This is a genomic window from Calothrix sp. UHCC 0171 (assembly GCF_034931845.1).
Taxonomy (GTDB): domain Bacteria; phylum Cyanobacteriota; class Cyanobacteriia; order Cyanobacteriales; family Nostocaceae; genus Brunnivagina.
Genome location: NZ_JAYGHN010000002.1, coordinates 125,401 through 147,183, shown reverse-complemented (window position 1 = coordinate 147,183; position 21,783 = coordinate 125,401). Strand labels below are relative to the sequence as shown.

General features: G+C 37.4%; 20 protein-coding genes and 1 tRNA gene. 5 read left to right on the top strand and 16 right to left on the bottom strand.

The window, feature by feature from the left end:
• The first annotated feature begins 29 nt into the window (after positions 1-29).
• Positions 30-104, top strand: a complete 75-nt coding sequence (locus VB733_RS27485; RefSeq protein ID WP_416336285.1) for a hypothetical protein — start codon at positions 30-32, stop codon at positions 102-104.
• A 44-nt stretch (positions 105-148) separates the two neighbouring features.
• Here the strand turns inward: VB733_RS27485 and VB733_RS02635 are convergent, their stop codons facing one another.
• Together VB733_RS02635 and VB733_RS02630 are read right to left on the bottom strand one after the other, a co-directional pair.
• Positions 149-907 (bottom strand): HEAT repeat domain-containing protein, encoded by a 759-nt coding sequence (locus tag VB733_RS02635; RefSeq protein WP_323338558.1) that lies wholly within the window; start codon positions 905-907, stop codon positions 149-151.
• A 142-nt stretch (positions 908-1,049) separates the two neighbouring features.
• Positions 1,050-1,991 (bottom strand): AAA family ATPase, encoded by a 942-nt coding sequence (locus tag VB733_RS02630; protein ID WP_323338719.1) that lies wholly within the window; start codon positions 1,989-1,991, stop codon positions 1,050-1,052.
• Positions 1,992-2,305: 314 nt separating this feature from the next.
• Between VB733_RS02630 and VB733_RS02625 the strand changes: the two genes are divergently transcribed.
• Complete coding sequence (locus VB733_RS02625) at positions 2,306-2,788, top strand: hypothetical protein (protein ID WP_323338557.1); 483 nt, start codon at positions 2,306-2,308, stop codon at positions 2,786-2,788.
• A 196-nt stretch (positions 2,789-2,984) separates the two neighbouring features.
• Here the strand turns inward: VB733_RS02625 and dndE are convergent, their stop codons facing one another.
• From dndE to dndC, 3 genes are all read right to left on the bottom strand, one after another.
• Positions 2,985-3,377: a DNA sulfur modification protein DndE gene (dndE, locus tag VB733_RS02620; protein WP_323338556.1), complete on the bottom strand. Its 393-nt coding sequence runs from the start codon at positions 3,375-3,377 to the stop codon at positions 2,985-2,987.
• Between the two features lie 41 nt (positions 3,378-3,418).
• Positions 3,419-5,410, bottom strand: coding sequence for a DNA sulfur modification protein DndD (gene dndD, locus VB733_RS02615; protein ID WP_323338555.1), 1,992 nt, complete (start codon positions 5,408-5,410; stop codon positions 3,419-3,421).
• A gap of 191 nt (positions 5,411-5,601) precedes the next feature.
• Complete coding sequence (gene dndC, locus VB733_RS02610) at positions 5,602-7,329, bottom strand: DNA phosphorothioation system sulfurtransferase DndC (protein ID WP_323338554.1); 1,728 nt, start codon at positions 7,327-7,329, stop codon at positions 5,602-5,604.
• Between the two features lie 258 nt (positions 7,330-7,587).
• Here dndC and VB733_RS02605 point away from each other — a divergent pair, with 258 nt between their 5' ends.
• A complete protein-coding gene (locus tag VB733_RS02605; RefSeq protein WP_323338553.1) occupies positions 7,588-9,180 on the top strand; it encodes a DGQHR domain-containing protein in 1,593 nt (530 codons plus the stop codon).
• A 75-nt stretch (positions 9,181-9,255) separates the two neighbouring features.
• Here VB733_RS02605 and VB733_RS02600 read toward each other — a convergent pair whose 3' ends face one another.
• The 6 genes from VB733_RS02600 to argF all read right to left on the bottom strand — a co-directional run bounded on the left by VB733_RS02600 (position 9,256) and on the right by argF (position 16,139).
• Positions 9,256-9,729 (bottom strand): DNA phosphorothioation-associated protein 4, encoded by a 474-nt coding sequence (locus tag VB733_RS02600; protein ID WP_323338552.1) that lies wholly within the window; start codon positions 9,727-9,729, stop codon positions 9,256-9,258.
• A 54-nt stretch (positions 9,730-9,783) separates the two neighbouring features.
• A complete protein-coding gene (locus VB733_RS02595; protein WP_323338551.1) occupies positions 9,784-11,856 on the bottom strand; it encodes an AAA family ATPase in 2,073 nt (690 codons plus the stop codon).
• The gene (locus VB733_RS02590) at positions 11,853-12,026 is read right to left on the bottom strand and encodes a hypothetical protein (protein WP_323338550.1); all 174 of its coding nucleotides are present in this window, start codon (positions 12,024-12,026) and stop codon (positions 11,853-11,855) included. The genes VB733_RS02595 and VB733_RS02590 overlap by 4 nt, the downstream gene beginning before the upstream one ends.
• Positions 12,027-12,523: 497 nt before the next feature.
• Positions 12,524-14,098, bottom strand: coding sequence for a DNA phosphorothioation system restriction enzyme (locus tag VB733_RS02585; protein ID WP_323338549.1), 1,575 nt, complete (start codon positions 14,096-14,098; stop codon positions 12,524-12,526).
• Between the two features lie 171 nt (positions 14,099-14,269).
• Positions 14,270-14,875, bottom strand: coding sequence for a transcriptional repressor LexA (gene lexA, locus VB733_RS02580; protein WP_096611903.1), 606 nt, complete (start codon positions 14,873-14,875; stop codon positions 14,270-14,272).
• A gap of 343 nt (positions 14,876-15,218) precedes the next feature.
• Positions 15,219-16,139, bottom strand: coding sequence for an ornithine carbamoyltransferase (gene argF, locus VB733_RS02575; RefSeq protein ID WP_323338548.1), 921 nt, complete (start codon positions 16,137-16,139; stop codon positions 15,219-15,221).
• Between the two features lie 368 nt (positions 16,140-16,507).
• On the opposite strand from argF, the gene VB733_RS02570 reads away from it, so the two are divergent.
• Positions 16,508-16,579 (top strand) — tRNA-Thr (locus VB733_RS02570).
• A gap of 254 nt (positions 16,580-16,833) precedes the next feature.
• On the opposite strand, the gene VB733_RS02565 is transcribed toward VB733_RS02570, so the two are convergent.
• Complete coding sequence (locus VB733_RS02565) at positions 16,834-17,184, bottom strand: hypothetical protein (RefSeq protein WP_323338547.1); 351 nt, start codon at positions 17,182-17,184, stop codon at positions 16,834-16,836.
• Positions 17,185-17,498: 314 nt separating this feature from the next.
• Here VB733_RS02565 and VB733_RS02560 point away from each other — a divergent pair, with 314 nt between their 5' ends.
• A complete protein-coding gene (locus tag VB733_RS02560) occupies positions 17,499-18,461 on the top strand; it encodes a DMT family transporter (RefSeq protein ID WP_323338546.1) in 963 nt (320 codons plus the stop codon).
• Positions 18,462-18,586: 125 nt separating this feature from the next.
• Here VB733_RS02560 and VB733_RS02555 read toward each other — a convergent pair whose 3' ends face one another.
• From VB733_RS02555 to VB733_RS02540, 4 genes are all read right to left on the bottom strand, one after another.
• Entirely contained in the window at positions 18,587-18,784 is a 198-nt protein-coding gene (locus tag VB733_RS02555; protein ID WP_323338544.1) for a hypothetical protein, read from the bottom strand.
• Between the two features lie 106 nt (positions 18,785-18,890).
• Positions 18,891-19,790: a 2OG-Fe(II) oxygenase gene (locus VB733_RS02550; protein WP_323338543.1), complete on the bottom strand. Its 900-nt coding sequence runs from the start codon at positions 19,788-19,790 to the stop codon at positions 18,891-18,893.
• Between the two features lie 825 nt (positions 19,791-20,615).
• Complete coding sequence (locus VB733_RS02545) at positions 20,616-21,266, bottom strand: (2Fe-2S) ferredoxin domain-containing protein (RefSeq protein WP_323338542.1); 651 nt, start codon at positions 21,264-21,266, stop codon at positions 20,616-20,618.
• Positions 21,267-21,320: 54 nt separating this feature from the next.
• Positions 21,321-21,557 carry an Asr1405/Asl0597 family protein gene (locus VB733_RS02540; protein ID WP_323338541.1) on the bottom strand — a complete coding sequence of 79 codons (237 nt, stop codon included), beginning with the start codon at positions 21,555-21,557 and terminating at the stop codon, positions 21,321-21,323.
• Positions 21,558-21,783: the final 226 nt, after the last annotated feature.

The following is a 21,783-nucleotide window of genomic DNA, read 5'->3' as shown; positions in this document are numbered from 1 at the left end:
GACTGTATAAATACTGAAATCAATTAATCATGGATTGTTTAGATGTGGAAGGAAACATTACCAGCGAAGTGCGTCAATCTATTGAGGATAGATTATTTATGTGAAGGCACAGAGGGTATCATATTCAGTTTCTCTCAAAATCTTGAAATTAAAACCATCCTTCTTGTTCGAGGGTTTCAATCATTTGTAGTCCGCGCGTATCGCCAACACCTAAAATTGCCGCTTTTGCATCTTCACGCACACCTAAATCTGTATCTTCTGCAAAGGTTTGAATTAGAGCGTCAATAGCAGTAGCATACACTACATTTGAGGGTAATTCGCGGCAAAGTTGTCCGATAGACCAAGCACAATTACTACGCACTGCGGCTACAGAGTCTTGTACCAAAGCTGAGATTAATGGTGGAATTGCACCAACAACTGATTCATAACTAACATCTACCATTTGTGCCAATGCTGTTGCAGCCCACAGCCGCACTGCGGGAATATCAGTTTTGAGAGCATCCGCAAGGGGAAATAAACTTCTTTTGTCACGACAATTTCCCAATGCCCAAACTACACCTTTGCGGACATAGCCATTCCAGTCATTATTTAATCTGGAAACCAGTGGTTCTACGGCATCTGCACTGGGATTACGCCCAATTCCATAAGCTGCACTAACCCTAACGAGAGGACAAGTATCAGTTAATAAGTTGATTAAATGGGGAATTGCTCGCGCATCTTCAATGTCGCAAAAAGCACGTGCCGCCAGCATTCGCTGCTGTGGCAGGGGATTTACGAGCAGGGCTAGCATCTCGTCTGGGTCGGGTTTCGGAACCTCTGATTCATTAGTCAAAGGCTCAATCTTGTCCAGGGGGCTTTCTAGCTCGGCTTCGGCATCAAGTAGGCTGAGATCATCTTCGTCATACATAAAACCAAATTACCATTACAAACCGTCATCTTGCCAACAATTTTTGATTTTATATTAGATGTGGGATGAAAAATAATGTAGAGACTAGGTCTTCCCAAATCTCTACAAGAGCTAGTCACAGTTTGAGTTGATTAAGAGAAACTCAATTCTCTGGGTCACAATCTGGTACACCTTCTTTAAATACACGACTTGCTAAAATATCTTCTGCTTCAATAGTGATCAAATCTTGCTTTGTGATTGGTCTTGTACGTATCATCAACAATCGATTTGCCTGACGCAATCTCGCTCTATCTATTGCATTTCGGACGCTACGAGCATTTGCAAAATGCGGCATTACTTTCCGTCTCACGAGATACTCTCGAAAGGCAATCTCTGCTTCAGGGCTAAAGCTGTAATTTTGTTCTGTGACAATAGATTGAGCAATTATCATCAAATCATCTACTGAGTAATCGTTAAACTCAATATGTAATCCAATGCGCGAATTCATACCAGGATTGCTATGGAAAAAATGTTCCATTTGCTGTTTGTAACCTGCCAGAATGACGACTAAATCGTCGCGCTGGTTTTCCATTACCTGCATAAGAATTTCTATTGCTTCCAAGCCAAAATCACCGGGATGAGTGGGACGGAATAAGGTGTATGCTTCATCAATTAAAAGAACTCCACCCATAGCATTATTCAAAACTTCCCTTGTTTTTGGTGCAGTTTGTCCAATACCTTGACCAACTAGATCATCGCGGGTGACGAGCATAACATTTTGCCGACGAATATATCCAAGACGATACAAAATTTCCGCCATCCGCATGGCAACTGTAGTTTTACCCATGCCAGGATTGCCCAGGAAAGTCATGTGTAGAGTCACAGCACCGGCAGTTAAACCCAAACTTTTGCGAATTCGATCAACTAGTAATAAAGCCGCCATTTCCCTGATTTTGTTCTTGACTGACAGCAAGCCAACTAATTCTTGATCAAGCTGTTCTAAAATTTCCTGCACTTGGGATTCTTGAAATGCTGCGGCTAAATCGATGGTACTATCGCTGCCAACTGTGCCAATTGCCTCTTTTTCCTGTAGTTGTTTGTTCATGGCGATCGCTCCTGAGTGGATGCTTTTGATAATAGCTGTCATTCGCCAAATATAAAAGAATGTAATTTTAATATGACTGATATATTTTATTTAATTATCTATTTCTGGGGTAAGTCATAGAGACAACATTATTCAATCAACTAAAGTGACTATTCTAGTAAAGGAGAGACGCGGGGAAGGAAACGGAGATAAAAGGGGCGGGGATGCAGAGATAAAGAAGAATTTTCTCCGTGTTTTGTCCTCCCCTACTCTACATGTCTTCCGAATCTACCGACTTCTTCACATGTAGACTTCATTAATAGGACTGAATTGATATGGCTGCTAAATTCAAAAAATCATTGATGAAAATGGTGATGTCTGCTTTGCTGCATTCCTTGCAAATCGTCATTGTAATTTTTGTCGTCACTCTCCTGACGATTATATTGGTGACTCCAGGTGTGGCGATCGCTTTTCCTACAAGAATAAATCTGAACCAGTTCCCTATTCACCAAACGGCAATAATTGCATTTTCCCACCCTAGCCATATATTCATCGAAGAAAAACTTACTCCCCAGGAACGCCAAGAACTACAAGCTGTACGCCAGGGACGCAACCGTGAGATTGTCCAAGTGCTAACTAAATCCCAACGTCGCCAACTCGAACATTTCCTTCGTTCCGGTAACAGTCTGGAAAAATCAATCGAAGCTTTGGATTTAGAACGCGATCAGTGGGATACAATTCAAGCGGTTCTGGAATTGAGCGAATTAAAAATCAAAGGTATTTTGTATCGCCATTCTCTACCAATGGAGCCAGCTTAATTTTGAGATAGTTGAGATTAACTGATTAGCAGCTATAACCCTTGCTCCACAGGGTTGCAACTATTTTTTTGACTGTAGCGAATTTGATCGTTCCGGGAGTGCAGAGATATGGACATACAGTTCTCCACGGGTACGTTTACCAATTTGACTGCGATCGCATGTAGTTTTGATTTTAATTACTCAGCATTTTAATTATTTACTTACTATTTTTTGTCGCCAATTCAATCAAATCTTCAACTTTCTTGATATTTAAATCACCAGCTAAATAACCAATTCCACGATGTAAATGTAGTATTAATTGTTCTGCTAAAACTTCTTTTTCAGTACCTAAACCATCGTTATAACAACGTTGTTTTAGTGCAATTAATAACATATCGGCGATATCCCCACCAAATACACGCCAATTCATTTCCACATTACTATCCAGTTTAATTGGAACAGGTGAAGGTGTTGTTACTTCGGAGAGAGAACGACATAATGCCCAACGACATAATATATTCCATTGGTCAATTTTTGTAATGCGCTTGAGTTTGATCAATTGGTCTTTTGCGGTTTGTGATAATTTAATTCTGTCTATTGGCGCTTCCATAGATTATGATGTTTGTTGAGTGAGATGTAAAGAATTACAAATTACCAAAAATATTTATGTTCAATTACTGTTGTTTGACGTTTGGCTGAGTCATATTGGAGTAAATGATTTTGGGCGATCGCTCCTAAATTTCGTAGTGTTTCGACTTCTTTTTTACCAATTTCTGTATCAGTGGATAGTAATATTACTTGATGGCTGGCGGAGGGAAAATAACGTTCAATTAAATTACCTCGGTGGGACGAATCTAACCTGCCTAATGGGGTATCAATCGCAATTGGTAATCTGCGTCCTGTAATTCGTGCTAGCCCCCAAAGAAAAGCGATTGCTAGGAGTTGTTTTTCTCCTGCCGAAAGGCGATGTTTGGGAACTATTTTCCCTTGTAAATCGTAAAGTGATAGGCTAAATGTATTCGTATCAATGGCAACCCGATGGACTAAGTCGGATTTGTGGAGTAAATAACGAAAACATTCGGTAACTTTGACTTCGAGTTTATTTAACTTTTTTAAGGTTAATTTTTCGCGAAATAATTTGAGTGTTGCTTGTACTTTTTCTGATGCATTAATAATATGTTCGGTACTTTTACGATCAATTGTTTGGGTAGTAAATGTTCTGAGTTCTTTTTTTAATTCTTCAATTTCAGTATCTAATTCAGACAAACGGCGTTTTGTATTTTCATAATTAGCTTTAGCTTCTATGACTTGATTTTGTACTTTTTCCAATGCACTTAGTAGAGTGTTATATTCTTCTGGTGATGCGGCTGTTTGTAATTGTCGTTCTAAAGCAATGATTTCATCTTCTTTATTTTTGAAAATTTTTAGTTGCTGTTTGGCAAGATTACGAGAATTTTGTAAGTAATATAGAACATTACCTAATTCACTTAAAGCCTCGGCATCAGCTAACATCCACATTTTCTCTGGTTGCAGCAGATTTGCATTCAAAGTTGCCACATCTGCCTCCAAAAAGTCTTTGATTTTATCGACTTGTGTCGTTTCCATTTTGAGCTTCTGCATCCATTCTAGCAAACGGCGATCGCGTTCAAATAAAATATCCCTTGCTATCTGTGCTTGTTGAATGCGAAATTCTTTTTCAGCTTGAGTTTGCCCTTGAATTAACAAAGACTCAATTAAACCCAGGGGTAAAACACTGGCAGAAAGTTCACACATACCCAGACGTGCTTCTTCAACTTCTGCGACTTTTTGATGAAGTTGTTTTTCTAACTGATTACGTTCTGCGGCGATTTTCCCGCCTTCAGAAACAAATTTATCAAATGCTTCTTTTTGTTCTTTTTCTAGTCTTTGGATTAATTCTAATTGAGAATCTGCTAATTCTTTGATTGTTTGATATTCTACTTGTAAATCTGTGAGCTTTTCTTCGAGTTCTTCTAAGTTTTTTAAATCTTGACTTTCGGCAACTTCCTTACGCTTACGATTCGCCAATATTTCAATATCTAATGCTAAACGTTCGGCTAATTCTAAACCCAAAAGAGAGCGAATTGCATCAATAACAGTTGGCGGTGGTATTTCCTGTTCTGCCAATTCTTTAACTTGTTCACCATCAAATAAAAATAAACTCGAAATTCCTAGTGGTAATAAATTTTCAATGTAATCATCCCAAGTATTAACTAAATCTTCTAATTTCCAAGTATCATCTTTTATATTAAAAATTCCTAAAGTTTCTTTTCCTTCCTTCAAATTTCGATCCCAAGTGCGGACAATACGATATTTGATTGGTTTATCATTTTCTAGATGTTCAAAAACTAATTCAACTCGTGTATCCCCAGCTTGGGTATGGCTGTTTATACATTGAACTAAAAAATCACCATAGCTTAAATTTCCCCGCGTTGAGCATTCAGCCCGGTGTCCATACAAAGCTAAACGAATTGCATCCATGAGAGTCGTCTTTCCTCCACCATTCATTCCCCCTAAGAGAATGATAGGATGGGAATTTTCATCATCAAAATTAGGGTTAAGATTTATGACTTGACGACCATAGTAAGGACCAAAATTTTGTAATACTAGTTCTATAAATTTCATGCTTTATTAAAGGCTAATAAGTTCTAGGTTAATAACTAAAATTTGACTGTTTTGACTACAGCAAAAATTGTTTCTATCTCCCTATTGCCAGGGATTTACTATATTGTGTGCATAGAGTCTGATATCAATATTATTTAATTTTATTTATTTGAAATTCGCTGCACATAATATTAGCTATTAGTATTATTTTTTTAGTTTTTGTTTTTTTTGTATTTCATTCCCGCAAAGTTTTGTTTTTGGGTTTTTCTTTCTTGTTGATTTGATTCGTTTTTGATATTATTTTTTTCTATCAAAGCTGATTCATTAGAATTGATTTCGGGCTTTATTTCCGAAATATTTACAGATAAATTATCTTCTTGATAATTATTAATTGAAGACAGTGCATCACCTAAAGTTAATTGCTTTACCTTCGCGATATTACCTTCACTGACAGCTTCACGTAAATCTCTTTTTAAGTGTGCATTTTTGATAGCTTCATCCTGCGATCGCGAGCTGGTATCAAAGCATTTTTCTAAGGCATCAAAGATTCCTACTCGACGCGATCGCTTGCGAAATTGATACTCAGTGTCTAATAATTTTGCCATTAATTCCAGGTGCATAGCATCCCCTTCACAAATTTCTTCGAGTACCGCCCACTCGTCACTACCTAGTAAACTGTAACCAGCACCAGGACGGGGATCAATAAAGTTTTCTCCAGTCACTTCTTTATATATGCGAGGTAAAGTATCATCAAATTCGTGTTTATCTTCCAGCCAAATTCGGCGAATTTCACTCAATTCCTCAGCAGTAATTAAAGTGATATCGCGCATGTTTTCTGGTGCTGTACGGCGAATTTTTGTTTGGGCTGCCAGCAACTTTCTTAACCAATATTCACGCCAATATTTAGTATAAGGACCTGGAATTGGTTCGACGGTAGTTTCTTTATCTTTATTATTTTTATTCCGCTCAAAAAGTTGCACATCCCCCCAAATTCGGCGGAAATCTCGTTTTTCTCGATCATCTTTAATATCTAATTCATTACGGATATCTAATAGAGGCTGCATCCATTCTTTTTCTTCATCATTTTGAATCATTGCCTCCATTGACTTATCTTGATTAACGATTGTGCAAACCCAACAACCAAAACGAGAATCGCCACAGCTAGGTGTTGATGTGTCAATCACCAAGGGACATTCATTATCTACTGTTGCGCCGCGATACATCACAAATAAATCTTTATTATTACCGCCCCAAGGATTCTCCCACTGCATTAAGTACAGCCAAACCTCATCATTTCGCCAATCTTCTATGGGACTGTAAATCAAAGAATTAGGTAAACTGGCATTAGGACTGAGGCGCTCACGTACTCTTCGGACTTGGTGTTTTCTCATCGTTGCGGCACGTTTACTACTCTCTGCCTTCCGAGTACCAAGCACAATTATTGTTTCACCACTAGCGCGCACTATCTCGCGAATAAATTGATTGGCGGGATTAATTTTCAAGCGAGGAGTACACCAGCGAAATTGATTGCGAGGTGCTGGATATCCTTTGCCAATTAGGTTTACCCAAAATGTATCTTGAACAACAGGTTGCAGTAAATGGGCTTCAATCGGCATCCCTTGATATGCCGCAGCCGTCTTCAATTGCTGAATCGATTGACGAACCCAAGCGGAAACGATGGGATTTTCAACTTGAGTATCTGTTGTAATTACATGAATTGTTTTAGTTCTTTTTTCAGGTGGAAGTTCTGCGATCGCATTCCACACTAATTGCAATATTGTACTCGAATCTTTGCCCCAAGATACACCTATAATCCAAGGAATCGCATCTAAGCAGTACAATTCCTGTATTTCCTGGGTGAGCATTTGAATATCTTCAACAAACTCAGCAACAGTCCGTTGATTTTGATTTTTGCTATCTGGCTGTTGTGTTGTAGTCATTGTTTATCTACCTATGCAACCGCCTGCGAACATGAGAATTTACCAAAAGTCACCTGCACTTGTTACAAATTCTTACTTGAGACTTAATTTCAACCAAAAATATTGACAAAAAATATTTTTCGAGTCATGTGTTTACACAAGGGCACATTTAGTATTACATAATTTGGCACAATTTCAGGTTTTTAAAAACTTAACTTTTTTACAAACACTTTTGTATATAGTTAGTCTATTGCAAAATTTTGTGTTTTTTTAAGTAGTATGAGTCAAAATGCATCTGAAGCCTTTGCTGCGATCGCTAGTCAGTATATTGAGGCAAATAAGCATAAAGAGTTACTAACTTTATTACTAGATAAGTATCTATCTAGCGAAGAACAGCTTCCAGTGCAGAAAACAGAAATGGGAGGTACTGAGGCTTATGTTGGTTCTGTCACATTGGAATGGTTCGCGAGTCGGGTAAATTTCGCTTCATCTTTGCCCATGCTTCAGCACAAGTATAATTCTGACACAGATAATGTGGAAATTGACGCTGATAGCATTGATGAAATTCAGCAGCGCCCCCTCGATTGGACGCGCCAAGCAGCTTTAGTGCAGTATTTGGCATCACGGAAGCATCATAAATTTCCACCTGTGTTGGTTGTCATCAATGAACCCTGGGTAGATAATCTGCAAGCACCGGAATGGGATAGTCAGGGAAAAGCCATCAAATCCTCAAGTAATTTTACAGCGATCGATACAAATGGTAAAATCGGTGTTCTAGATATTTCTCATGAAAATATAACTATTTATGCATTAGATGGGCAACACCGTTTAATGGGAATTCAGGGTTTAATTGAGTTATTAAAGTTTGGTAAAATCCAACGCTATAAAAAAGATAAAACTCCTGCTGAAACTACAATAACAGTAGATGATTTGATTGAGCAATATCAAGTAACACCAGCTTATTTACAAAGCTTAACTCAAGAAAAAATCGGTATTGAATTTATTTCGGCTGTTGCTGCTGGTGAAACTCGTGAAGAAGCCAGACGTAGAGTTAGGTCTATATTTGTTCATGTGAATTTAATGGCTGTTGCTTTAACTAAAGGTCAGTTGGCACAGTTGGATGAAGATGATGGATTTTCTATTATCGCCCGAAAAATTGCTGTCACCCATCCTTTATTTGCACAGAAGGAAAATTGCAAATCCCGCATTAATTGGAATAGCGCCACAGTCGCTAATAAATCCACAGTTTTGACGACATTACAGGCTTTGAAAGAAATGTCGGAACGTTATTTAGGTCAAAAATTTCTACATTGGAAACAGGAGAAAGGTTTAATTTCCATGCGTCCAGAAAATGAGGAATTAGCAGAGGGAATTGCAGAGTTTCAGAAGTTGTTTGATTATTTAGCAAATTTACCTAGTTATCAAATTTTAGAAGATGAAGGGACACCAGCATTACGACGTTTTAGTTTTGAAAAAGATGGTGGTGAAGGAAATGTGCTTTTTCGTCCCGTTGGTCAAGTGGCTTTAGTACAAGCTTTAGGTATTTTAGTCTTTAGAAAGGGAATATCTCTCGACAAAATTTTTAAAAAACTTCGCAAGTTTGATAAGCAAGGAGGGTTTAGTAATATAGAGTTGCCAAACTCAATTTTCTATGGGGTTTTGTATGACCCAAACCGGAAACGAATCTTAGTTGCAGGAAAGGATTTAGCGGCGAAGTTAGTTATTTATATTTTGGGTGGAATTAAAGATTCGATGGAAATAGCTGAATTAAGAAAAGATTTGGCAAAAGTGAGAACATTTGAGAATAGAACGATTGATTTTCAGGGAAATTTAGTCAAACCAAATGAAGTCGGGCTTCCTGCCATTCTTTGAGTAAAATTTAATATCTAATCTAAGACTGCTATAGATATGGAAAATATAAATAAAAAACTTTATCTTTAGCAGAAATCAAGATAGAAATTTACTTAAATCAAATTCCTCTTTCTGCTCTTCTCTATGATCACGCTCATAACTCAGTAACAACAAAATTCTTTCTGTATAGTCTACCGCTCCCCTTAACTCATTTTGTAAGATTTCTAAACCTCCATTTGCATATTCTTCAAAAACAGAATTTCTTTGGGTTTCAAACTCTTGTTCAAAAGGAGATATTACTTTAATATCTTGAGTTGCTGTCACACCTAATAATTTAATTACCCAATCATGTCCCATTGATACAAAATGCTCTACTCTAATCGGTGCAGGTTCCCGTTTAGATATTTCTCCCAATGCAACCCGTTTTTTACGTTTTACACCCAAAGTAGCGGCAAACACGATGACATCTGCAAAGGTTTGAAAAGGACCTGTTCTACCCTCTGCGGATGTTAATGCTTTCACTAATTCGGCTTTGTCTTTTGCAACCCTAATTCTACCTGTTTCCGCCATATTAATTAATTTAATTTAATTATCAAAGTTGATAACCTAGAATTCATGTATCTGCTAACCATCTCTATCTACCTCAATAATTTCGGTATACTCAAATTCATTTGGACTTTGCCTAATTAAAGGATATCTCTCTCCTCGCAATTCAATAAAATCTTGTTCACAATCGGGTTTAGAAGAATAGTAAGTCAATACATACTCCCTACCAACTCTATTACTAACCTCCTCTGCAACTTCACCTCTCCATTGGGTTTTTGTCACCAAAATCACAAGTTGATTAGCTAGTTGAGGAACGATTTTAGCTACATGTCGCCGAGAATTTTCATCCAAACTACCAAATGGTGAATCCATGACTATTGGGAATGTGCTACTTTCCGGTAGCATTAACATTTTTTTCTTATCGCTCCACTCGCGTACTTTATCAATAATGCTACTAATAAAAGATAAACTCAGAATCTGATTTTCACCTGTCGAAGCCGCCACTGGCATTTCCACACCTAAAGTATTTTCTACTAGTGTTAGTTCGTATTTTTCGCTAATTTTAGGAATATAAGGGGCAGGAGAAATTGCACTAAATATTTCTTGAACACGCTTTTCTAATTGCAGGCGAAAATGATTTTCTTGGCGAATTTTAACTTCTGTTAATCTTGCGATCGCATCTTGTGTTGCTGTGATTCTTCGTTGTGCTAAGGATTGTCTTTCTTCATGAAATTTCTGCTTGGTAATTTTTTTATTTAAGTCGTCCAATTCTGATTTTAAATTGTCAATTTGCTGCTGATTTCTGCCTTGCTCAAAAATTAGCTCAGAAATTTTACCTTCAATTGCATCAAGGCGTTTTTGTAAGCTACGAATTTCTTCACTGGGGTCTTTTCTGAGCCTTTCGTGAAGATTATCTAACTCTGATTCTATTTGTGATATATTCTGTCTTAAATCACTAATTACTAACTGCTCTCTATCAATCTCTTCCCAAAAACTAATAGCCTGTTTATCAATCTCATCTACTTGCGCCACCATCCTAATTGTTGTTTCTTCAACTATTGAAGAACCAGCTTTATCTAACCAATTCTTCACATGTTCATGGGGTTTACTACCATTATTTAAATCAGCACCACAAATACATTTATTTCTGGTGAGTAAATCATGAATAAATTCTCGCGAAACTCCAGATTTTAATTCTCCTCGCTGTTGCAAATTCTCAATTAGAGTACGAAATTGCAATGTGGTTTCTGATAGTAGCACTGTATAAGCACGTGTGGAAATAATACGTTTGATATTCTCACGTGATTTATGTAGTTGTTCCTGTAAAGAAGCTTTTTGACTATTGAGATTTTGTCTTCTTTCTTGTAATTCTTTGGCAGCGCTAAGTTCCCGCAAACGAGTATTAGCTTCCTGTTTAAATCTATCCTGATATTCTATTTCTTGATTAATTTCTTGCTGTCTATTTTTGATTTTTTCAATTTCAATTTCAATTTTTGCTTGTTGTTTTAATAGCTGCTTAACTTCTGAATTTCCAATCGCTTTTAATTCCGTTTCTAAAGTACGTTTTGCTTCTCCTAAATGTTTGATTGAACGATTGATGACTTCAACACCTAATAGCATTTTTGTTGCTTCTGCTATTTCTGCTTTTTTATCGCTACGAACTATTTGTTCAATACGTTCTCCATCAAAAAAGAAATATTGATGTAAGCTACTAGGTAAAATCTGATTAATGATTTCTTCTGGTTGCTGAGGTGGTAGATACCAACGTCCATCATCACCTGCAACTTGCATGTAAAGTTGAGTTTTTCCCGTATCAAAGTTACTTTCAGTTTTGTAAGCGCAACACTGGCGCTTCAGACGGTAGCGTTTACTGTCGTGTTCCCATGCAATTTCTACCCAACAATCAACTTGCTGTCCGATTTCAGCTTCGGCCATTGCCCGTTTATTAACTAACTGTTCATTTGATGCAAATGCGGCACTAAATTTTTCGTAAAGTACCCAGGTAAATGCATTTAACCAACTCGTTTTTCCGCTACCATTGTTACCATGAATAATAGTCGTATTAACAACTTCATTACCAGCTAAAATAATTTCTGGTGTCTTGCCGTAAAACGAGCGAAAGTTACAAAGCTTTATTGATATCAGCTTCATCTTACAGATTCTTTAATTATCATCAAAATATCATCATTAATGTGGCTAAAGCTTTTTTTATCCAGTCGGCTTTTTTCTAATTGCCATACTCTTTCTATAATTTGTTTGACTTCTGGTGGTGCATTGTTGATTGGTTCTTGCACGTCGTCTATATTCTGTTCTTTTTTCATTGATATTTTTGATTATTTTTTTTAACAGGTTTAACATGTATATATTTTATTTTAAACTAAAAATCACCATTAAATAATACGGTATTATTAAAATCGCTTAAAGTTATGATGTTCAAATTCAATAAAACTTTATTTATTTTTAGCAGAATTAAAAAGATATTACTTTATTCTTGTGGAGAAATGGTAGAGACAATAGTATATACTTGAACATTTTAGTTTTCATTTATTTTCCTGTTTGATTTTGCTGACTTATCAGCTTAATTTATCCGAATAAATGATGATTAAGATAAATTATATGAACATAACCTAAACTCTTCCCTTAGTAGACAAGGAGCTAGAGACTTAGGTGATTGAAATGGAAAACTAAATTTATTCAGCCTCTATCACTAGGGAGAAAATTTATATTTTATTCGTCGAATTCATGTATAATGAGAACTAATTTTTGTGCATAATTTTTTTAACTCCACCCTATTTTTGCATCCAATCCAGATATTAATTCAAATATCCATTAAGCCGTATCTTTTCTGCAAATCAAATAATGTCATTCTGGCTTCGCCGGAGTTGTCAGCTAAATCGGCAAACTCGACAAACCTACGTAATTCTTTTTTTAATAAATTTCTCTCAAGCTCTAGTGTTTTTCTATCCAAATCTGGAGGTAAAACAATCATGTCGAATATTGTGGCTCTTTCTTTTCCAGGATGAGGGCGTAAAACTCGTCCACGACGTTGGATAAATTGGCGAGGATTGCTGGAACTTGCGAGAATTACAGCAGTTTGAATTGCGGGAATATCGACACCTTCATCAAGACAACGAATTGCGACTAAACCTTGTAACTCTCCACGTTCAAATTGTTGACGCAAAATTTCTCTTTCTGATAGTGGTGTTTGGGCGGTGTAGGTACTCACTCGATAATTTAATTCATTACCTAAAATACGAGCAACTTCTTTTAATTGATGTAGGTTAGATTGATTTTGGTGAGAGTATACATCTGATTCAATGGAACCATCGCTGCAATAAAATAAAGTATGATTCGTATCACGGCGGTTTTTCATTAGCTCGCGTAGGGCGTGTAATTTATTTGCGGCTGTTCCGATTAATCTTGCTCTTTGCATGAGAAGATATGTAATGTCTTCTGCCTTTTCTAAATTATCAAAATCAAGTTTTTCTCTATCTCTATATAATAATGCCTTGCCAATTTTATGGGTTATTTTTGAGTAAGCAATAGTTTCAGACTCTGTCAATTCTACCAGGATTGGATAATATAAATAATGAACTAAAGCACCTTGATTAATTGCATCTTTGAGGGTGAATTCTGGTTGTAATACTGCACCAAAGTAATCAAAAAGCGATCGCGTGCCATTATCATCAAAATAGCGTTCGGGTGTTGCTGATAATCCTAATCGTAAACCCACACCGTGAGGTAAGCTTTCTTCAAGTTTGGGCGCACCTAAATTATGTGCTTCATCACCTATAATTAAAGTACGTTCTGGTAAATATTTAAGTTGCGATCGCAAGCTTTCACTAGTTAGTGTAGAGTTTGTTGTAATAATGGTGAGGAATCTTGGTGATACTCCCGCAAAGCTAAGATTTTGCGAGTTTGAATTAATATTATACAGTTGTGTTGATAGTTCATTTTGCCAATTGCGCGCATTCTCAAAAGCCAAAATTGGTTTGAGGTTGAATTTTTCACATTCACGCTGCCATTGTGTAACTAAGTGACGGTAAGGACAGACTATTAGTAATACTTGCAGATTAATTTGTTGATAGAGTTCGCACGCAATTGCTAAGGCAGTAATCGTTTTCCCACTGCCTGTTGCCATTTTTAAAGTTCCTCTACCGTTGTTGGCAAACCAGTTAGTAATGGCTTGACGTTGATAACTACGCAATTGCAACAATTTTGGCATTTGCGGACAGCCAAATGATTGCGAATTGGTTTGATAGTTACTTGGAGATTCCCTAACAATGGCAGTGATATTGTTAGGTTTATCCGCAAATATTGATAAATTGGTAGAGAGTTTAAATGTTGCGACTGCTTCTGGTATCTGCTTTAACCTGGTTTGCGTTTGATACATAAAAAAGTAGGGAAAAGGGAAAGAAAAAGGGGAAGAGGGTGAAATAAATACTGCTCGGTTAAGTAAAAAAGATTCAGAATGATAAAATCAAAATCCTTCCGTCATGAGCATTTTCAGGTTTGTCCCTTTTCCCTTTAACCGAGAAGTATTGGCGATGAGCTTGCTGTTGGTTTAGTTGTAACCACGCCACACAGCGACTAGCGAACCTTGTACCTGGACGCTGACTGCACTCACCTCAATCGGTGTATACTTACGATTAGCTGGTTGGAGTGTAACGCGATCGCCATTACGATAAAATCTCTTTAAGGTAGTTCCATACCCATCGACACGAGCTGCAACTATAGTTCCATTTTTCAACATTTCGGGTTCGGGAACTGGACGCAAAAAGACTAAGTCTCCATCAGCAATTAAATCCTCAATCATACTGTCACCCGCCACCCGCAAAGCATAGGTTTGTGCTGGTAATGACATATTCATAAAATCAACATGCTCGACAGCATCAGTAAAAGGTTCGATTAAACCACCCGCAGCAATGGTTCCTAAAACTGGTACTCCTTGCTTTTTATTTTTTAATACGCGAATGGTTCGAGCTTTTCCCTCGTTCCATTCAATATACCCTTTCGTGCGTAAATGCTCTAGACGGCTTTGAATTGGCGCAGGTGACTTCAAGTTCATTGCGTACATCATTTGCCTGATTGAAGGCGAATGTTGGTGGATACGGATGTATTCAGCCAACCATTCATACAATTCTTGTTGAGCTTCAGTAAGTCGTTCCATAAAATTTATTGGAGAAGAAAATACCCATGTTCTCAGAACATTAGTACTATAAAAATAACTTAAGGAGGACACTTTTTCAAATTTATTTTGAAATTTTCCAGATTCAATTTTCCAGATTCAATTTGAGGTGTAGTTCAGATTCGGATTTGGCTGCGAGAAACTCTGCGTTAGTTTGTAACAGGGGGTGGGGATAAATGTATTTAAGCTTTCAATTTGATTTGTTCAGTTTGGGCTTATTTTTGGCGAATTTTTACGGATGAACAGTGAAGATAATAGAAAAGAGTTCAATTTTCCTTTCAACTATCAGAAGTTTCCCCAATCCGCATTTCCCACTCCCCAATTTTTATTCTGCTCCTAAAATACTTGCTAGTAATGCTTTTTGAGCGTGCATTCGATTTTCGGCTTGTTCCCAAATTCGGGATTGGGCACCTTCCATAACCGCATCGGTAATCTCTTCATCGCGATGGGCTGGTAAACAGTGTAAAACAATTGCATTTGCGTCAGCAATACTCAACAAATTTTCATTGATTTGATAAGGTTGAAAAATGGGCATTCTGTCATCTGCCTCTTCTTCCTGTCCCATACTTGCCCAGACATCAGTATAAAGTACATTTACGTGCTTGACTGCGGCTTCTGGATCATTAGTAATAATCACCTGAGTTTTATTATTAGCGATCGCCCGTGCTTGTTCAACAACTTTTGGATTTGGTTCATATCCCGCAGGCGTGGCAATACGCACATTCATTCCTACCAAAGCACAACCTAACATTAGCGAATTGGCGACATTATTCCCATCACCAACGTAAGTCAAAGTTAACCCCGCTAAATCGCCAAAACTTTCCTCAATTGTCATTAAATCGGCTAAAACTTGACAAGGATGCTCTAAATCAGTCAGCGCATTAATCACAGGGATTTTGGCATAACTCGCAAAAGTTTCCAACTCCTGCTGTGCAAAAGTACGAATTGCTAAAACATCCAAATATCGATCGAGAACTCTCGCTGTATCTTGTACAGGTTCTCCACGACTTACCTGAGTCACATTTGGGTTTAAATCAATTACTTGCCCACCTAATTGATACATCGCGACGGTGAAACTAACCCGTGTGCGAGTCGAAGCCTTCGAGAATAAAAGTCCCAATACTTTGTGACACTGCAACTTTACCTTTTGTGATTTGAGTTGGGTTGCTAATGTCAGAAGTTCTTGCACTTCCTGATTTGTAAAATCCGCCAAACTTAATAAATCTCGTCCAATCAACGCTGCCATGCTTTTAACACTGAAAAATTGTACTTTTACTCTCATACCCAGTCCCTTGAAGAAATCAAGCCTTCAAGTTCGACTGGGTATTACTTTGGTCTAACCAAGATTTTATGATGCTGTCAACGACTAGTTGAAATTCTTTGATATTTTAAATAAATTTAGCTCTATCAAGAATAACCATATTTTTAGACCTCAAGGAATCACTCTCCAGACAGAGAATTTTATGATTGGGCATTGGCAAAACCTAAAATAATAGCTATTGCTAGCTATTACCCAAATATTTTTGAGATATGGTATTTACATTTAGCAGAACGATGATATAATCATTAATCGTGAGCAAAATTCAACACTCACGCCATTAAATGACTGCTCTTGCCGGCATAGCACAGTGGTAGTGCATCCGACTTGTAATCGGAAGGTCGTTGGTTCAAATCCTACTGCCGGCTTCTATTCAATCAAATAGTCGTTAAATAACCGCACGTCTTTAAATAAGCTCACTGTTGCTTACGGCTAGTTACGCATAAATACAGTTCTGCCAGACAAAAATGGCTATTAGCGGTTAGCTTTTAGCTATTGGCTTTTAGAATCAATAGCTTATGGATGATTAAGTCTTATTATTTTCCTCCCTAGCCGAACCGTATTGAGTTACGGATGAGCAAAAAACGTAACTACAGCATCCTTAAATTCACTGAAATTTGTGCTACCAATTTTTATTCAATAATAATTCCAATTCCGATTGTAAGGAATTTATATCTGCTACTCTAGCAACAATGAGATTATCTTGACCAGCATCTTTTAGACGAGATTGCCAGTAGCGAACACTATCAGAATTTTTGATCCAAAAATCAATTACTGTTGCCACGACTTCATCCATATTCCAAGCGCTTTTTGGTGGCACTGATTCAACTGTCGAGATGAATGCATCAAGTGTACACAAATGTGTGCCTAAGTATTCTACGCCGAAATTTTCCTGAGCTTTGTCGCTTTGTATCTGGCGATTAAAAAAAGATAAAACTGGAGATATGCCTACAATATCAAATGTGTATTTCATCCCAGTGCTCCAATTAGTTAATCAGGTTAGATGTGAGATTTTCTCAAAGATGTTTCTGGTTTTTATCAAATCCGCTTACCTGAGAAATAGTAATCAGATTGATGGATGATAACAACAAATAGACCAATGAATAATTATTAGCAGTTAATCGCCACGAGTGCTAAGATTGCGAATATTAAATTAGCAGTTTATGGCTGCGAGTGCTAATATTTAATTGCCTTGTTATCTGATATTTCTTACATTATTAAATATTTCCAAAAATTGCAAATACATGTATATTACTTTTAATAATTTATTTATATTTTTGTAATTAAGTGACAAACTTTGAAGGTGAAATTGCGGCTCTAGTGGCTGCAATTTTATGGTCCATATCGTCAGTGGTTTACGGACGTGTAGGGGCGCATATCCCGCCATTGCACCTAAATTTGATCAAGGGAATAGTTGCGATCGCTTTTCTTGTGGTGACAATTGTGATTACAGGAGACTTCTTCCCTCTACTGCCCCCAATTCCCCTATGTTTGCTGTTGTTAAGTGGATTAATTGGAGTTGGATTGGGGGATACAGCATTTTTGGCAGCTATTAATAGCATGGGGGCGCGACGGGTACTATTACTGGAAACCCTCGCACCTCCAATTACTGCTGTGTTGGCTTGGATATTTTTGCGAGAAGGAATAAATATCAGTGCTTGGTGCGGTATTTTGTTAACGATTCTGGGGGTTGCCTGGGTAATCAGCGAACGTACTCTGGAGATTGATGGGGATGGGGGAGAAAGAAAAAGACAAAAACAGAAAAATTCTATATTCTTTCTGTTCCCGCCTTTACCTCCCCAATGGCAAGGAATTACTTTTGGTTTAATTGCTGCGATCGCAAATGCTGCGGGCGCTGTTTTGTCACGGGCAGCGCTTGCGGATACGAATATTAACATCAACCCATTATGGGCGGCTTTGTTGAGATTAGGTGCTGCTGTATTCGTACTAATACCTGGGATTTTGCGGCAACAGCAATCGAGAACAAGTCCTATTTTTCCTTATTGGCAATCAAAAAAAGTTATTTTAGCAACCTGCTTTGCGGCTTTTTGCGGAACTTACTTAGGTATTTGGTTACAACAAGTAGCAATTAAATTTACTGCCGTGGGAGTTGCTTCGACTTTATTGCAAACGAGTCCAGTATTTGTCTTACCATTATCGATGTTGATGGGGGATAAGGTAAGCTTAAGAGCGATCGCAGGAGTTTTAGTTGCGATCGCGGGGATTGCATTACTGTTTTATCTTAAATAGCCTGTAAGTGTCAGCTGCTAGTCTTGAATTTATTTGCACCCAGAACATAATCAGCCACAAACCTGAAAACTAATATCCCTGTCCTCTCATACCAATTCACAATGCTCCCTGCGGGAGAGCTAACGCTAACGCAATACTCGCTCCGCGAGAAGCAAGCTACGCAATGCTTCCTTCGGAAGAGCTTCGCTAACGCAATTAAAAAACTTAGATGCAGCAAAGCTTTCAGGATTTACATCTGTATCAGATTTTTCGTGAAATGGTATCAGAGAAAAGACACAGATATTAGCAGGGATATTAAGTTGATTATTTTCATCGCTTGTCAACCTTAAAGCACACCTAAATCATTCCATATAATCAATAAATACCAAAACAAAAGCAAAAAATTAAAAAATATTTGACACAGAATTACAGCTTCAAATTTTAGTCAGGTTATGTATAAAAGGCGTGTTCTTGCCATAACAAACTTTGACGTTGGGATTCAGACACTCGACTAGCAAGCAAAAGTAAATTTTCTTTTGTCATCGAATACTGATTTAAAAATGAGTATTTTGGCAAGCGTGATGTGTAGTCAAAAAATAATGCAAATCTATCTGAGGCGATAGGTATTTTACCCCGGTGAAAGACGCTACCAGTCGCTGCAATGATGACTGTTCCAGCTTTACCTGTACAAGACTGGTAATGCGAATCTGCTAACACTCGTTGCATCCTCTGATTTTGGACATAGCCATTCCTATATCTCAGTTTTTTCGCGACTTGATGGCTTAAAGACAAAGGAATATACTCAAATGGACCATTATCTTCATTCACATCTTGCAAATAAATAATCACTTTTAGCACCTTCAAATCTTCAATATCGATATGCCATAATCTCGATTTCTTTTCAATCCGATTAGCAATGTCTCGACGAAAATAAGCTCCGTGAAAAGCAACGGGTAAGCCAAGATAATTTTCAGAAATATTGAGTATGCGTTGTTCTAGTCCCCATAGAAGAATCTCAGAGTTCTCCATCATTTGCTGAGAACTAGCATGAACGACATATTCATTTTTTTTACCAGGAATATTCCTGGGTATCTGTGGGATCAAATTCTGTGATACCTCAAACATTTTCTTTGATGAGGGAATTGACAAGTTATCTAATGAAGTTATTACTACCCCTTCCCGTCTCACCGTCTCTACTAAATTTAAATCTTCGGGAGCAAGCTTTGGTAAATGTTCAATATAACCCTTTACAGCTTCTTCATAATCTGACTCCGCCTGTTTTTTTAAAGGCGGTATCCTATAGATACGTTTGAGTATCTTTTGATTGATTTGCTTAACCAGATTTGCCATATTTTTTCTAGATAAAATAATTACTTAATTGATTTATTAATTGTAAGTAATTTTATCTATAAAAGTCGAATAGTTAATCTTGTTTCTACGTAAAAATTCTTACAATCTTTATAAAAGCTATACGTTTGCTTGATGAATTTTACACAATTAAAATAATTCCAGTAAGATTACAAGTCATATTGGTTGCAGAAAAAATTATTTATTATTTCGACAATCTGGAATAAACGGCAAATATCAAGCTAAATAATTTAGAGTTTGATTACAAATTATTTCTCTAAAAATCTCCTGGACTGGAACTTAAATACAAGATAAAACGTAGTGAAAAATACAAAAATTTAGATATCTTATGTGAAGAGTTGAGGGGCAAAGCAAGTGAGCATGTTCAGTATTTTGCTGCGCCAGAAAATCAAGACTTAGATATTCTTAAACACAAACTGAAGAAAGTAACTATTAAACCGATTGTCACCTTCTTTTCCCCAAAAGCAAGCAGGAAATGCTGAACTTTTCTTTCCAGTATGGCTTTCTAGCTTCACTTAGGTAATTTGCAAAAAAGAAATTACCCATCTTGTTGTTGCTGTAGTGGGCAAGATGCCCACCTTTGGGAAATAGCAAACGAGACGCTTGCACTAGTTATTTTTACATGATTCCTAATAGTCTTGATACTAATTATTCACAGTATAAGCGCAGCAAAAAACTGACTCCGACCTAATATTAGAGAAAGAGTCATGTTTGCAAAAAGTTACATCAAGAAATGCAAATAATCGGGTAGAAATACTATTGTAAGTATTTCTCATTAATCAAAGAAAAAACTAACAAGCTTAAAAACTAGCAAACCACAGGTACAACTATATTTCCTTCTTGAAGTTGCTCCGTAGGTTGTCTATGGGGAGTGACTTTTGGGAAATGTTTATCTAACAAAGCGGGTACGTCCTGCGCCTGAATGCGACTGTAGCGGGTTTTATCTGGCATAACTAAATTTGGCGCACCTTTACAGTTTTTCATACAGCCAGTCGGTTTGATACTAACATTATCTAAATTACGATCGCCCAATTCATTCTCTAAAGCTTGACAAAGGGCTTTGCCTCCCCGTTTCATACAGTCTGACTTTTGACACATCAAAATCACTGCTTTCTTTTCTGGTTTGGGATTGTCGGATTCTCTCACCATTACAGCTTGTGCCACTGAAGTCGGATGAATTTCGCGCTCGCCGGTAGCTGCCATAATGCGATCAGCTTTGAGTTTCACCCTACCTGTTTCAGTACAGTATTTTTTAGTACCTAAAATTTGCAACACGGTACCAGGAGGCAATCTTAAGTCAAAGGCAAACCTCAGATGTTTTGCCAATTTAACGTAGTATTCACCTTCCGAAGTCATAATCATGAGACCTTTGAGCTTATAACCATCCTTAATCACAAACTCCAGAAAACGACCCTCAAGGCAGAATTGAGTGATTTCCGTACTCTGGTATTTATTCATTGGCTTGACCTCCTGTTTGCAAATAGTAGAACTGAGAACCGCTATAAAAAATAACTACAGATTCCGATGCCAGCATCGCTCCAAAGCCCAAATCAACTGCTGGCGGGAAGAAGTCACTTGACGAATCACGCTCCAAACTTGAATAGCCGCGATCGCACTTTCAACTTCCACCATCAAAGGCTGATTTGCCTCACACCAGCAATTGATACCTAATTCCTGCAAGCGGTGAAATACTTGCCAGCGATCGCACCAATCAACGGCGATCGTTTGTTTTATGACTGTTTGTCTCAAAACTAATCCTCACAAAATGCAATAAGCTTGCAGCAAGGCTGACGAAATTAAATTTCGACAATTGATAAATAATAAAATTAGCCCTTGTAACAAGCATAGCTCAAGTGCAAACTTTTCTCATTTAGTTTGAAAAAAAAATATTTAAAGGGGGATTGCATAGTTATGAGAGTTTTGGAAAATTGGCATCAAAAATAACTACCACATCTCCGTATCATGCCATTTCCGC